Here is a 12,841-nt window from a genome sequence, read left to right on the forward strand (position 1 = left end):
TTGTTGATGCATTTCTATATGAAGATTTAAGTGTACTAAAGCGCCCGGCAAATAATGGCTACGCGGTACCCACCGAGGGACTTGAAATGGAAACACCACAAGCATATGAGGGCGCTCTCGTCGCCGGACCTGAGGACAAAATCCCTCCTGCTAAAGCAGCATTTCTCGGCCTTCAGCACGTGCTGGCGATGGATGTTTACATCGTACCTTTTATCATTGCGTCTGTGCTGGCCTTTAACGTTCCGGATTCAGCAGCCTTTATCCAATCAGGTTTTCTGGCAGCAGGTATCGCAACTCTTATCCAATCGCAATGGGTCATGCGCATCCCCATTGTTCAAGGCCCGTCTTATGTACCGATCGGAGCTATTCTTGCTATAGCTTTCGGTGCTGGTGGTGGCGTGGGGGGGCTGTCGACCGTCATCGGCGCATTAATCCCCGGAGCCATGATTATTGCCCTGCTGGGAATAACCGGTATTTTCCATAAAATTATTGGCCGGTTGGTGCCGCCATTGGTTGGCGGAACAATCATCATCGTTGTGGGCATCGCTCTCATGCCCGTTGCGCTGCGCGAAAGCGTATTTGCTGTTCATGGAACAGGAACTCTCAACCAGAATGTAGCGCTTGCAGCAACATCAGCTGTACTGCTCGTTGCCTGCATTGTCGTAGGGCTTAGCATGGGAGCCAGAGGCAATTGGTTGCGTGTATCGTCAGTCATCATCGCACTCGTCGGCGGTTGCATTGCAGCCTCTTTAATGGGGCGTTTCAGCTTACAGCCTGTATATGAGGCGGCATGGTTCAGCACTCCCCGCATCGCATTTGTTAACTTCGATGTAAGCTTTTCGATATCCGCAATACTGACGATGATTGTAGTGTATCTCGTAGTTTTAGCTGAAACGACGGGAACGTGGTTCGCGATCAGTGCCGTAACCGATAAACCGCTAACGAACAAGCAGCTGGACCGCGGTGCAATAGGTGAAGGCATCGGCTGCCTCACAAGTGCATTGCTCTGCAGTACGCCTGTGACGGGATATTCGTCGAATGCAGGTATCATTGCTGTAACGGGGATTGCCAGTCGTGTGGCCTTCGCCGCAGCCGGTATCTTCCTTGTGCTATTCGGTTTGATCGGCAAGTTGGCGGCGGTGATCGCAGTGATACCGGCGCCCGTCATTGGTGGTGTTTTTGGTGTCGTGTGTGCTGTCATTGCGATCAATGGCTTTCGCGTCGTGCGTCACTGCGCGCTGACCGAACGCAATATGCTTGTGGTTGGCCTGCCAATCCTAATGGCACTTTTTGCAACCTTAGTTCCCAAAGAATTTGTGGATGGCCTGCCTGATCTCGTGCGATATTTGCTCGGCTCGTCAATCGCATTCGGCGCTATCTTCGCGATCATTCTGAACTTTATACTGCCTCAGGAAAAGTCACAAAGAGCCTGACGAAAGTGAACCTCAACTCGCCCCTCCTGCAACAAAAACCTTGAGTGGCGAGTTAAGTATTTAAACGCAGAAAGTATCGACAGCCCTTAAACAGAACGATGCCTTATTACCAGTAAGTGTTCGACGATACGGATCTGGAGCGTGTCGCGCTTAATTATATTCACTACGCTCACTCTAACTCTTTATTGTTAGGTATGTCGTTGTCGGGAAGCTGCTTCATACTTTTTCGTGACATGCTTTAGATTTCCAGCCAACAAACCCCGCACCAGGGTCGCGGGCGTGTCGCTGACGCTGCAGACCGCCGAAGCTGTAAAGCCATAACGTCTGTTTTCGTGTATCGTTGTCACAACACTAACTGCAGAGCCGAGGCGCGACATGCCATTGCGAAACGCAGCTTTGTCTACCTTGTCGAAGCGATGGTTGATAAAATTCATGTCGGCCTCTTGCAACTCAGCCAGGACTAGGCCGAAAGCTCTCTTCTGATAATTTCCGCTCCTGCACCTAAAGCACCCAGTTTGCCTCGTGCAACATGACGAGGCAGTGGCGCCATACCGCAATTTGTGCATGGATAGAGCTTATCGGCATCCACGAACTGAAGTGCTTTTCTCAAAGTGTTAGCAACTTCCCCAGGGGTTTCGATATTTTGAGTTGCAACATCAATGGCCCCCACCATCACCTTTTTGCCCCGCAGCAATTCAATGAGATCTATCGGAACATGAGAGTTATGGCATTCAAGCGAGATGAGATCGATATTGGATTTTTGCAGCTTGGGGAAGGATTCCTCATATTGACGCCATTCGGAACCAAGACTCTTTTTCCAATCGGTGTTGGCCTTAATTCCGTAGCCATAGCAAATATGGACAGCTGTTTCACACTTAAGACCCTCGATTGCTCTTTCGAGGGTCGCAACGCCCCAATCATTAACATCATCAAAGAAGACGTTGAATGCCGGCTCATCGAACTGAATAATGTCGACGCCAGCAGCCTCCAGTTCCTTGGCTTCTTCATTGAGTATCTTTGCAAATTCCCACGCCAGCTTTTCACGGCTCTTGTAGTGAGCATCATAAAGCGTGTCGATCATGGTCATGGGACCAGGCAAGGCCCATTTGATTGGCTTCTGGGTCTGCTGACGTAAAAACTTGGCGTCTTCGACAAAAACTGGCTTCGGGCGGGATACAGCACCAACGACTGTCGGCACACTCGCATCATAGCGGTTGCGGATTCTGACTGTTTCACGCTTTTCAAAGTCAACACCGTCGAGATGCTCGATAAACGTCGTGACAAAATGCTGGCGCGTTTGTTCCCCGTCACTGACGATATCGATACCTGCGTGTCGCTGATCGTCTAAGGACAAGCGCAGAGCATCCTGCTTACCTGCGATTAATTCCTCACCTTGTAACTTCCAGGGTGACCAAAGTTTTTCCGGTTCTGCAAGCCAGGAAGGCTTTGGCAAACTGCCAGCGGTAGACGTGGGCAATAGTCTTTTCATGATAGGCTACCTTATCTTTTGGCTCATCAACGGGTGTAATTGGCAGACCATTGCTCAAGGACGGTCTTGTACGGTGTCATGAAGTGCTTCTCAGCAAACTTTCCCTGCTCGACAGCAAGCCGACTACGCTCGTCACGATCGTAGTCGATGCGCGTCAGCGAATAGTCCTCATGCTTCAGGCTAGGCTGATAACAGACGCCAGCTATTGAATTCGCGTTATAAATCTCTGGTCGGTAGATCTTTTGAAACGATTCCATCGTGCTAATCGTGCTGATGAGCTCGAGATTGGTATAATCATCGAGAAGATCACCGACAAAATAGAAGGCAAAAGGCGCAACACTATTCGGCGGCATGAAGAAGCGGACATGCAACCCCATTTTCTGAAAATATAGATCTGTCAAAGACAATTCATTTTGCTGATATTCAGCGCCCAAAATCGGATGGAAATTGCCCGTCCGATGATATGTTTTACTGCTGGATGCACTCAAGCAAATGACAGGTGGCTTACGAAAACTCTCTTTATAAGCATCCGAGTTAAGGAAAGACTTGAAAAGTTTTCCATGCAGATCACCGAAGTCAGCCGGAATGCTGAAGGTGGCGCGATCCTTGTTATAAGCCGGCAGAACTACGCTGAAATCGTAATCCCGAACGTACGAAGAGAAATTATTACCGACGATACCGTCAATACGTTCACCCGTCATTTGATCAAAGATATTGGCTTTTAAAATTTCAATCAGAGGAAAAGTATTTTTATTACCTTCTGCATCGATGTTCATTTCAACCGAGATAATCTCAAGCTCCACAGAATAACGATTGCCTTCGGGATTGTCCCAAAACGCCAGAGCGTTGAAACGATTGTCAACCATTCTCAAAGCGTTACGAAGGTTCTCCCGGCGGTTCTCCCCTCTGGCCAAATTAGCAAAGTTTGTCGTGATACGCGTATTGTCTGAAGGATGATAGTGTTCATCAAAAAGCTGGCTTTTAAGACGAAAAGTGAAGTCGTGATGCCGCGTCCTCTGCTGACAGTCGACAAATGGCTCGCCGCTTGCGGCGACTGGAATTACGGCTTGAGACATAGCTCACCCCAATATGTTGGGGGCATGGGTAAGCGAACGCATAGCAATACAGACCCCTAAGCGGTCTTCGCTACGGCACACCGGGACACCCCGCCCGTGGACGTTATTTTGCTAAGGCAGGTCTCCTGGCTCACGGGTTATCGCCATAGTCCGTCTTCCCAGGTCGAACCCCAGTGACACAGTGGACAACAGCTTACCGCTTACAGTTGCGGGGGCAGCGCCGGCTTTCCCGAATAACAGGGCACCGACTTCCCTCTTAGCCCCGGCGTGTCAGAGCGACAACCGGAGAACCTAGGCAAAACTATAGTCCCGCATCAGGCCCGCCATGTCAAGATCATATAAAGAAATGTTTATGTCTTTAAGCGGAAGGCAAAAGATTGCCGATACCTGATGCGAAATTGCTCCACTTGCTTCAGGTGCTTTCCCCACAGTCTTCTCAGCCCAGGAAGGCTGTGAAACAGCACACACCTCATTTTGATGGCCCGAGCCAAAGATCAAGGATTAAAATGCAGGACGCATTCCTATCTAGTCATCGCGAAATGGCATGGCGTATCGTTTGAGTTTGACAGAAGCTGGTACTTGTCATGTTTTTCACCACGATACAGGTGCCGGAGGAAACTCCGGGTAAAAGGGAATCCGGTCGGGCCAACCAAATCCGGAACTGCCCCCCGCAACTGTAGGCGGCAAGCGCACCCGATATGCCACTGGCGCTATGCACGCCGCGAAGGACGGGGGAAGCAAAAAACCGCAAGTCAGAAAATCTGCCTGGATCGTCCACCTGTTCTGACCGCGGGCGGCGTGTCAGGAGCGGCTTCTCCGTAACGGTGATACCGGCTTCGTACATTTTTTCGTACGGAGCCTTGTTCATTCATCGGTTTGCATCTTTGCGGTCGGCTCGGAGGTGTGTCACGATTATGGAAATTCAAATGCCCGAATTAATCCCGCCTGGCGGAGAAAAAAAGTGCTCCTGCATTCGTGTTGCGCGCCCTGCTCCGGCGGAGTGATGGAAGCGAGGCTCGCGTCTGGCATCAATTATGCGATTTTCTTTTACACCCCAACATCCATCCATAGCGAGAATACCTACTGCGCAAGGACGAAAACATCCGTTTTGCCGAAAAACACGGCGTTGCATTCATTGATGCCGATTATGAAGGACAATTGCTTCGCCCGTGCGAAGGGGATGGAATGGGAGCCGGAACGCGGCGTCCGCTGCACTATGTGCTTTAACATGCGCTTTGAACGGACCGCTCTTTATGCCCATGAGAATGGATTTCCGATCATGACTTCATCGCTCGGCATTTCACGTTGGAAGAACATGGCGCAGATAAACGATTGCGGTAAACGAGCCGCAGCACTTTACGAAGAACTGTCCTATTGGGAATATAACTGGCGTAAGGGCGGCCGTTCTGCCCGAACGATTGAGATTTCCAAACGCGAAGAATTCTACCAACAGGAATATAGTGGCTGCGTTTACTCTCTTCGCGACACCAATAAGCATCGCCGCGAGCAGGGTCGGGACTCCATGCAACCAGCTAAGCTTTAATACAGCAATAACAAATCGTGAGCCGGATGATCTATCAAACCCACCCCTCAATCAAATCGCAATGGCCTCAGCCAGATCAGCGGCCATTTTTTGCCGGAAAGATTTCGCGTCTGGATAGACGATTGTCGAAGCCCTGTAAGTCGGCACGGCCAAATTTTTGAAGCCTTCGTGCGAAACTTCGGAGTGATGAACACATCGTGTTGAATCGTGCATGGAATTTCCTTCCTCAGATGGGAAAGGTATTAAGCTCTGTTCATTCGGCGCATCAATCCATGGGCATGCATGACTTCATAACCAAATCTTATATTCTGCTTTTTAGGACGTATGATCTGTAAAGAAACGATTTAGAAATTAAATCTGCATCACTTCAAAATGAGGCTGGGCCTGAATGAGTGTCAGTCAAGAACTGATCCCGATAATGATTGGCAACAACAGAAGTTAGAAAATACCGTCCGTTGTCGATCAATCATATCTATAAACAACTGCCGTTCCTCTCTGCAATACCATAGGACGCGTCCAACCAATGCAGTTATTAAAAGGCTTCTCAATGAACAGCGAATGCGACGCTTTCACATTGTCATAATATGACACTTATTAACACGGACAAGCGGACGTTATTTCGCTTCACGTCCTATTCAAATTTCCCAACTAATGCGGATGTTCCTCGTGGCACTATAGTCACGACGGAATATTATTATTCTGAAGACTGATCTGATCCACTGGCAAATTCGTATTTCGACATGCCCTCAATAATGTGGGTGGTCCGGTAAAAGTCCGGGTTTAGGGAGGAGAATGAAATGATGCGTTTTTCGAAACAGGCACTCACAGTCGCCGCTATTTTTTCCGTGATCTCTACCGCGGCATTTGCTGAAAATCCGAACGTCGGCGGAGCAGCAATGTATGACAACAAAACCATTGTCGACAATGCAATGAATTCCAAGGATCATACAACGCTCGTCGCTGCCGTTAAAGCTGCAGGTCTGGTAGATACGCTCAAAGGAAAAGGCCCCTTTACAGTTTTCGCGCCAACCAATGAAGCTTTCGCTGCCTTACCAGAAGGAACAGTCGATACTCTTCTGAAGCCCGAAAACAAAGACAAGTTGACGAAGATACTCACCTGTCACGTTGTTGCCGCCGCCGCGATGTCAAAGAATATCACTAAAATGATAGCCGACGATATGGGAACACACGACATCAAAACAGTGGGCGGCTGCGTTCTAAAGGCCAAAGAGGCGATGGGCAAGATTACGCTTACCGATGAAAACGGAACAGTTGCTCACGTAACAATAGCAGACGTAAAACAGTCAAACGGAGTAATACACGTTATTGATAAGGTGCTGTTACCTAAAATGTAACAGGTTTCAATGTGAATAAACGGCTCCGACCGGATAGCCTGTCCGGCCGGAGACACTAAAATGCGTCCGGTTACGCATGTTTTGAGGATGACGATGAACATACAGGAGAATGCAATTTCTTTTGATGTGGGAGGTTTTCGACTAAACAGCATTCTTATCTCCTCCAAATCTTTAGCGGCGGGGAATACGGCGCTATTCATTCATGGAGCGAGTACCAGCCTTCTTGATCCTCTTTACACATTTCATAATAAGCGCTTTGACGATATTCAGATGCTTTTTGTAGACCGGCCCGGTCACGGGCGATCCGAAGAAGGACCCGTCGATAATATTCGCCCCGACGCTCAGGCCGATGCGATAGCCACACTCATGCAGAGACGCGGAATCGACAATGCAATCCTCATAGGCCACTCTTACGGTGGAGCGGTCACAGCCGCTTTGGCTGTTCGTTATCCCAAACTCGTAGGAGGTTTAATTTTCCTATCACCAGCTGTCTACCCGTGGGTTGGCGGCATATCATGGTATAATAATCTGGCAAAAGCTCCTATAATTGGAGCCTTGTTCAGTTTGTTGGTTGCGCCAACAATTGGGCTATTAAGTCTAAGAACAGCAATGAAATCGGTCTTCACGCCGAATGAATATCCAACCGGATACACGTGCTGGACAAAGGCATGGCAAGCATTGCGGCCCCGCGCCTTCCGACATAATGCGCGAGAACTCGGCGCATTATGTGACTGGGCTGAAACTGCTCATGAACAATACAAACGGATCGCTGCTCCAACAATTATAATCACGGGTGACACCGATGATATTGTATCGCCTGATGTGCATGCCCGACAACTCGCCAAAGACATAGCACGATCAGAGCTTTTGGTGATCAAGGGTATGGGACACAAATCTGACCATGTTGCACAAGATCTAGTCGTAGCGGCCATTGAAAAGCTTGCGGGGAGAAAAATAGATTTGAGCTTTATCGCGGCTCAAGTGGAGCATCAGATTATCGATGAGGAAAAAAATGGAAAAGGGCCGATTTGAAACCGGCCCATTCCTGAAATTAGGACGCAGGCAAAATAGCCACATCGCGGATGTTGCTTTCCAGTTTCTCAACCGTGCCGATTTTCGTGGCAGCGCCAGTTTCAAGATTTACCGTGTAAACAGTATTATCTGCAACGAGATAGGCCATGTTCTTGCCTTCCGCCATTCCATGAATATCAAAGGCGTACATCTCTGGGCTTCCCTCGATTTCAAGCTTGCCGATCGTTTTCAGTGTTCCGTCATTTGGCTTCGTTTGCTGCACAAGTGTTTTATTGCCAGCATCGATATTAAACATAGCGGTCTTTTCGGGCTTACCGATTGAGTTGGTGTAAGCAGCAGCGACAATTTTGCTTTCAGTGCCCTCGCCAGCATCACCCTTTTCATAGGCCAGCTTGCCATCGACCGTGACTTCACCCGTATCCGAATGCACACGATGATTTGTCGTGCCCGTCATGAAACGAAGCCGATCAGCCATTGGATTAAAATCAACAACGACAGCCTGCCCTTCAGCCATTGGCAACATCGTATTCATTTTGGCGATTTCTGTTGTCGCTCCACTTTCGAGGTTGATTGCAACGATGCGGTGATCGCCTGTAACGCCAATGACGGTCTTATCGACAGGTCGAAAATCGATTCCAACCAGATTTTCAACACCATCAACTTCCAGTGTCTTCGTGACTTTGCCGTCATCTGTGTCAAACATCACAAGCGTCTTGTCACCGACCAGGCCAAGAGCAGGTGCGGCTATGCCTTGAATAATCGAAACTCCAAGAATTGTAGATGTAGCCAGTGCCAGCTGAATAATACGCATCATTGTTCTCCTTTGTTTCACCGTTCGAAGCTGCCGTTAGGGTCGTGGATTCCAGCGCCTCTGATTGTCAGACACATGAGACAACCGGTTTGGATGCAGTGGAGAAAAATAAAAAATCAAACGCATCTGTTTGCCTGTTTCCTGCGTATAGGAATTAGGGTTAGGTTAGCTGTCGGATGAGGAGATATGTGGAATGGGCGGGCAAACGGATGAACTGGCAAAGGCTATTGCTGCCTGCGTGCGGCGTGATCGGTCAGGACTCCGTGCTATCTTTGATCAGGAATCGGGACGATTGCTGGCTGTTGCGCACCGCATTCTTCGTCGCCGCGAACTGGCGGAAGAAGTTTTGCAGGAAACGCTCATTCGAATATGGACCCACGCACATCAATATGCGCCGGATCAGGGCTCTGCTAAGGGGTGGATTTATGCAATTGTTCGTAATCGTGCTTTGAATGTGTTGCGCGATGGCAAACGTGAGCAAACAGTGGATGATGTCGACGCTTTAAGCGAAGCCGAACATTCAAATGAAATTTTGACAGCCTGGCATCAACTTGATCAAACGAGCCAGCTCAGAGATTGTCTTAACGCTCTCGATAAAGACAAACGGGATGGCATTCTCATGGCTTATGTCGGTGGCTACACGCATGGTGAAATAGCTGGTCGATTACAAATACCTTTGGGCACCGCAAAATCCTGGGTACGACGAGGTCTCAGCGCATTGCGGGCATGTATGTCATGATAAAATCATTCGATAATATTCCGGAACTTGCCGACGAATATGTTCTCGGTCTGCTTAATCCGGACGAAATCCTTCAGGTTGAAGCCGAAATCAGCCGCAATGAAAAACTGAGGCATGGCGTTGCCCGCAGCCGTGAGCGATTTTTGGCGCTGGATACATCCATACCGCCGATGGTCGTTGATGAACGCGTTTGGGAAGCTGTTCAAAATCAGCTTCCAGATGGCCCTGCCGCGGCAATGAGAACGGTCCGTAGTGACAACGATAATAAGTATGGCGTGAATCCCTGGCGATTTGCAGCGCTCTCAGCATCTGCCGCATCGATCCTTCTTGCTATTGGTCTCGGATGGTCGCTTACAAGAACTGTCGAGCCAGTCGTCATTGCTGTTTTGCTGGATGATACTGGAGGTGTTCAGGCCATTGTTGAAGATTTCGGCAATGAAAATGCGCGCGTCCGCCTGTTAAATAATGTCGAAATTCCATCGGGCAAAACCATTCAGGTTTGGACGCTTCCTTCAAAGGAGATGGGGCCTGTCTCAATGGGGTTGCTTGAAGGCGCGCATTCAGCTCGGTTGAAGGGGCCGGATTTGCCTCTTCCGCGTGGTGAGCAGCTTTATGAGCTTACGTTAGAGCCTGCGGGCGGTTCACCTACGGGACGTCCGACTGGACCAATTCTCTCAAAAGGCTATGCAAAAACACCGTTGTAAACGCAATCGAATTATTAATTTTTTGTTCCACCACCTGCAAAAGAATGAAATGCTCACCTTTGATGGATATCACGCTGTGAGGTCATGCTGAAGCGCGACTTTTGCCGTCTGAGCTTACGCATAACGATGTCTGTTTGCGAAGAGTTTTTGCCGAAAGACTTCTGCAGGCGTTTTGTACCCCAGACATTTGCGTGGCGTATTGTTGAGACGATGACAGATGAATGCGAGGTCTCGATCACTGAGGGTTAGCGGATCAAGGTCTCGGGGAAGCCAACGTCTTGTGCGTCTGTTGGTATTCTCAACAGTGCCTTTCTGCCAGGGGGACTGGGGATCACAGAACCAGATTTGCGACCCTATCCCATTCTGCAGATAGGACCACTCTGTAAACTCAGTACCACGATCAAACGTAATTGATCGGCGGGCCATTTGGGGCAGGGGCTGGAGTGCTCTAATCACACCTTCCATCACCGGCCGTGACTGCCGATCATTGTTGCGTAGCAGTACCGTAAAGCGGCTCACCCTCTCGACCAGAGACGTCACATTGGCATTGCCGAACCTCTTGCGAAACTGGATAGTGTCGCCCTCCCAATGGCCGAACTGCTTGCGCCTGGCAACCATGTCGGGACGATAAAGGATGCTCAGTTCTGGTGGAAAACGGCGTCCATGATGACGCCGGGCATGACGTGGGCGTCGTTTGGCACGACGTTCCGGCAGATATTTCCAAAGCTCTTCTTTGCGACCGTCGATGGAATACACGAACTGATAGATCGTTTCATGACTGACAGAGATTGGATGGCGTTCCAACCGCATTCTCCCGGCAATCTGTTGCGGCGACCATCCATCGCTGATGTGATCGATCACGGACTTCCGTAGCTCATCATACCGGATCAACTTGCGTTGCTTCGAACGCCGCTCGCGGGATTTTTGCTCAGCAATCGTACAATAATACCCGTTTAAATCCTTGATCTCATCATCTTTGAACTGATTACGTTTGAGTTCACGAAAAATGGTCGAGCGGTGCCTTCCAAGCTTCTCAGCAATAACGTCGACGGAAAGCTTTGCAGTGCGCCAGCGCGCTATTCTGCGGCGTTCATCCAAATCAATATGCGAATAGGTGCGGTCCATGACAGGTTCCTTGCATTGGATAACTCATTGTTATCATTTGCAAGTCGCACTTCAAGCTAGAACCCACCCCGTTATAAATTTTGGTCGCATAAGATATATTATGGAACCGACATCACTGCGGAACTGCAAAACAGCTTACGCGAGCCACTGCTGATTGTTGAACCATTCTTCGAGCTGAAGACGAGCATGCTTTCCTTCAAACCATAACAATCTTCGAATTCCAGCAGGTAAAAATGAACTTCAAAGTTAATCGCCGCACAAAACGGCTATTGAACATTTTAACTGCCATCACGAAGCCTGTCTGCCAATCGGATCATAAGATCCATCCGCTCATGAAAAATCGCAATGATAAGCGATGGTTCGTTTTTCCGGGGCAGACAAAAAACATAATGGTGTTCGCACTTTTTCATCCGCAAATTTGGATACAGATCACCCATATCTCGGGACGCACTATTACCATCAGTGAGACTCACAATCCCCTGCTCCAGTTTGTCTATGTAGCGACGGGTTTGCGTATCTCCCCACTCTTTACGCGTATACCGAATAATACTTCTCAAATCGGCTTCGGCTTTCGCGGTCAGAAGATAGTTTTTCAAGAGCGACCTTCGATCAGTTCTTCATCGAGAATCTCAAGAATAGTCTTATTCGATACTTTTCCCGAAAGTCCTTCTTCGACCCGGGTTTCCACTATGGCTCTTAATTCCTGCCAGGCTTTGTCGGCATCGTTGTCACCCGGAAACAACCGCTCTAAAGCATATTGTTTAATGGTTTTTCCTTGCAAGGCAGCAAGGGCCTTCAGGCTCTGATGCTGCTTATCGGAAATATCAATCGTCAGGCGGCTCATGGGCGATCTCCGTACAATTTTACAAACCCACATTAGCACACTTGTAGCGATGGCGCCATGCCGGGAATGTTCTGTCACCCGATCTAACTCGTCGAGGTAATTCGGTAATTAGAAAATTTGAAGTGTTCGCAGCAGTGTCAGGCCAACACGAATTAGGCACAGGATTATCGCATATCAAAGAACGCTTGATCAGCTGGCGTATAGCCCCGTTTTATTTTTTGACGATGTAAGCGATCTAACGCAGCATAGGCATCTTGCGAGCTATCAAATGATTGGCATTTTGACTTGTCAATCAGCGTGCAAAAGTTACCAGGTGGGGGTGCGGATAAAAACTTGGACTGGTTTTACGTCACAATGCCAAGACAGTTTCGATATTCGATTGGGCTGCGTGCGCCAAGTGACATTTTGATCCGCTTCTCGTTGTACCATCGAATGTAGCCATCGACTTCCTTGATAAACTGCTCAATTGTGGTGGTCTTCCAATCACGGGGGTAGAAGAGCTCCGTTTTCAGCCTTCCGAAGAAGCCTTCGCTTGCAGCGTTATCTGGAGAGCATGCCTTGCGGGACATTGAGCGCACCAGCTTCGCATCACTGATCCGCGATAGCCAACCCGGCCAGCGATAGTGTGCACCCCGATCAGAATGTACTATTGGTCGTTCATCTGTACCTGTGACAGTTTCTATGGCGGCA

At 49.0% G+C, this 12,841-nt stretch carries 14 protein-coding genes, 1 pseudogene and 2 riboswitches; of the genes and pseudogenes, 6 read left to right on the plus strand and 9 right to left on the minus strand.

Features of this window, described 5'->3' with window-relative positions:
* Positions 1–86 precede the first annotated feature (86 nt).
* Positions 87–1,433 carry a solute carrier family 23 protein gene (locus ACOZHT_RS23640; protein WP_421566903.1) on the plus strand — a complete coding sequence of 449 codons (1,347 nt, stop codon included), beginning with the start codon at positions 87–89 and terminating at the stop codon, positions 1,431–1,433.
* 263 nt (positions 1,434–1,696) lie between these two features.
* On the opposite strand, the pseudogene ACOZHT_RS23645 reads toward ACOZHT_RS23640, so the two are convergent.
* The 3 genes and pseudogenes from ACOZHT_RS23645 to ACOZHT_RS23655 all read right to left on the minus strand — a co-directional run.
* Positions 1,697–1,867: pseudogene (locus ACOZHT_RS23645) on the minus strand (flavin reductase); the annotation flags it as partial.
* 26 nt (positions 1,868–1,893) lie between these two features.
* Positions 1,894–2,922: a methionine synthase gene (locus ACOZHT_RS23650; protein WP_421566905.1), complete on the minus strand. Its 1,029-nt coding sequence runs from the start codon at positions 2,920–2,922 to the stop codon at positions 1,894–1,896.
* 26 nt (positions 2,923–2,948) lie between these two features.
* On the minus strand, positions 2,949–3,998 hold the full coding sequence (locus ACOZHT_RS23655; protein WP_421566907.1) for a DUF1852 domain-containing protein: 1,050 nt from the start codon (positions 3,996–3,998) through the stop codon (positions 2,949–2,951).
* Between the two features lie 98 nt (positions 3,999–4,096).
* Positions 4,097–4,308, minus strand: a riboswitch (cobalamin riboswitch).
* A 276-nt stretch (positions 4,309–4,584) separates the two neighbouring features.
* A riboswitch (cobalamin riboswitch) is annotated at positions 4,585–4,781 on the plus strand.
* 220 nt (positions 4,782–5,001) lie between these two features.
* On the opposite strand from ACOZHT_RS23655, the gene ACOZHT_RS23660 reads away from it, so the two are divergent.
* Positions 5,002–5,541, plus strand: a complete 540-nt coding sequence (locus ACOZHT_RS23660; protein ID WP_421566909.1) for an epoxyqueuosine reductase QueH — start codon at positions 5,002–5,004, stop codon at positions 5,539–5,541.
* Positions 5,542–5,592: 51 nt separating this feature from the next.
* On the opposite strand, the gene ACOZHT_RS23665 is transcribed toward ACOZHT_RS23660, so the two are convergent.
* A complete protein-coding gene (locus ACOZHT_RS23665) occupies positions 5,593–5,754 on the minus strand; it encodes a hypothetical protein (protein WP_421566911.1) in 162 nt (53 codons plus the stop codon).
* A gap of 584 nt (positions 5,755–6,338) precedes the next feature.
* On the opposite strand from ACOZHT_RS23665, the gene ACOZHT_RS23670 reads away from it, so the two are divergent.
* Positions 6,339–6,896, plus strand: coding sequence for a fasciclin domain-containing protein (locus ACOZHT_RS23670; RefSeq protein WP_421566913.1), 558 nt, complete (start codon positions 6,339–6,341; stop codon positions 6,894–6,896).
* Positions 6,897–6,956: 60 nt separating this feature from the next.
* Complete coding sequence (locus ACOZHT_RS23675) at positions 6,957–7,928, plus strand: alpha/beta fold hydrolase (protein WP_421566915.1); 972 nt, start codon at positions 6,957–6,959, stop codon at positions 7,926–7,928.
* Between the two features lie 19 nt (positions 7,929–7,947).
* Here the strand turns inward: ACOZHT_RS23675 and ACOZHT_RS23680 are convergent, their stop codons facing one another.
* The gene (locus tag ACOZHT_RS23680) at positions 7,948–8,739 is read right to left on the minus strand and encodes a DUF4394 domain-containing protein (RefSeq protein ID WP_421566917.1); all 792 of its coding nucleotides are present in this window, start codon (positions 8,737–8,739) and stop codon (positions 7,948–7,950) included.
* Positions 8,740–8,932: 193 nt separating this feature from the next.
* Here ACOZHT_RS23680 and ACOZHT_RS23685 point away from each other — a divergent pair, with 193 nt between their 5' ends.
* Together ACOZHT_RS23685 and ACOZHT_RS23690 are read left to right on the plus strand one after the other, a co-directional pair.
* Positions 8,933–9,478, plus strand: coding sequence for a sigma-70 family RNA polymerase sigma factor (locus tag ACOZHT_RS23685; protein WP_421566919.1), 546 nt, complete (start codon positions 8,933–8,935; stop codon positions 9,476–9,478).
* Positions 9,466–10,182, plus strand: a complete 717-nt coding sequence (locus ACOZHT_RS23690; protein ID WP_421566921.1) for an anti-sigma factor — start codon at positions 9,466–9,468, stop codon at positions 10,180–10,182. Before ACOZHT_RS23685 ends, ACOZHT_RS23690 begins: the two co-directional genes overlap by 13 nt.
* A gap of 114 nt (positions 10,183–10,296) precedes the next feature.
* On the opposite strand, the gene ACOZHT_RS23695 is transcribed toward ACOZHT_RS23690, so the two are convergent.
* The 4 genes from ACOZHT_RS23695 to ACOZHT_RS23710 all read right to left on the minus strand — a co-directional run.
* Complete coding sequence (locus tag ACOZHT_RS23695) at positions 10,297–11,307, minus strand: IS30 family transposase (RefSeq protein WP_421566923.1); 1,011 nt, start codon at positions 11,305–11,307, stop codon at positions 10,297–10,299.
* A gap of 278 nt (positions 11,308–11,585) precedes the next feature.
* Entirely contained in the window at positions 11,586–11,903 is a 318-nt protein-coding gene (locus ACOZHT_RS23700) for a type II toxin-antitoxin system RelE/ParE family toxin (protein ID WP_421566925.1), read from the minus strand.
* Entirely contained in the window at positions 11,900–12,151 is a 252-nt protein-coding gene (locus ACOZHT_RS23705; protein WP_094504889.1) for an antitoxin, read from the minus strand. The genes ACOZHT_RS23700 and ACOZHT_RS23705 overlap by 4 nt, the downstream gene beginning before the upstream one ends.
* Positions 12,152–12,495: 344 nt before the next feature.
* The coding region (locus ACOZHT_RS23710; RefSeq protein WP_421566927.1) for a transposase at positions 12,496–12,841 on the minus strand (346 nt) is incomplete at its 5' end.

This window comes from Ochrobactrum sp. EDr1-4 (assembly GCF_049199085.1).
Taxonomy (GTDB): Bacteria; Pseudomonadota; Alphaproteobacteria; order Rhizobiales; family Rhizobiaceae; genus Brucella.

Coding starts and splice junctions, on each gene's coding strand:
- ACOZHT_RS23685 (WP_421566919.1), top strand. CDS start 8,933: ATGGGCGGGCAAACGGATGAACTGGCAAAGGCTATTGCTGCCTGCGTG.
- ACOZHT_RS23650 (WP_421566905.1), bottom strand. CDS start 2,922: ATGAAAAGACTATTGCCCACGTCTACCGCTGGCAGTTTGCCAAAGCCT.
- ACOZHT_RS23665 (WP_421566911.1), bottom strand. CDS start 5,754: ATGCACGATTCAACACGATGTGTTCATCACTCCGAAGTTTCGCACGAA.
- ACOZHT_RS23670 (WP_421566913.1), top strand. CDS start 6,339: ATGATGCGTTTTTCGAAACAGGCACTCACAGTCGCCGCTATTTTTTCC.
- ACOZHT_RS23640 (WP_421566903.1), top strand. CDS start 87: ATGGAAACACCACAAGCATATGAGGGCGCTCTCGTCGCCGGACCTGAG.
- ACOZHT_RS23680 (WP_421566917.1), bottom strand. CDS start 8,739: ATGCGTATTATTCAGCTGGCACTGGCTACATCTACAATTCTTGGAGTT.
- ACOZHT_RS23675 (WP_421566915.1), top strand. CDS start 6,957: ATGCGTCCGGTTACGCATGTTTTGAGGATGACGATGAACATACAGGAG.
- ACOZHT_RS23690 (WP_421566921.1), top strand. CDS start 9,466: ATGTATGTCATGATAAAATCATTCGATAATATTCCGGAACTTGCCGAC.
- ACOZHT_RS23655 (WP_421566907.1), bottom strand. CDS start 3,998: ATGTCTCAAGCCGTAATTCCAGTCGCCGCAAGCGGCGAGCCATTTGTC.
- ACOZHT_RS23660 (WP_421566909.1), top strand. CDS start 5,002: ATGGAAGCGAGGCTCGCGTCTGGCATCAATTATGCGATTTTCTTTTAC.
- ACOZHT_RS23705 (WP_094504889.1), bottom strand. CDS start 12,151: ATGAGCCGCCTGACGATTGATATTTCCGATAAGCAGCATCAGAGCCTG.
- ACOZHT_RS23695 (WP_421566923.1), bottom strand. CDS start 11,307: ATGGACCGCACCTATTCGCATATTGATTTGGATGAACGCCGCAGAATA.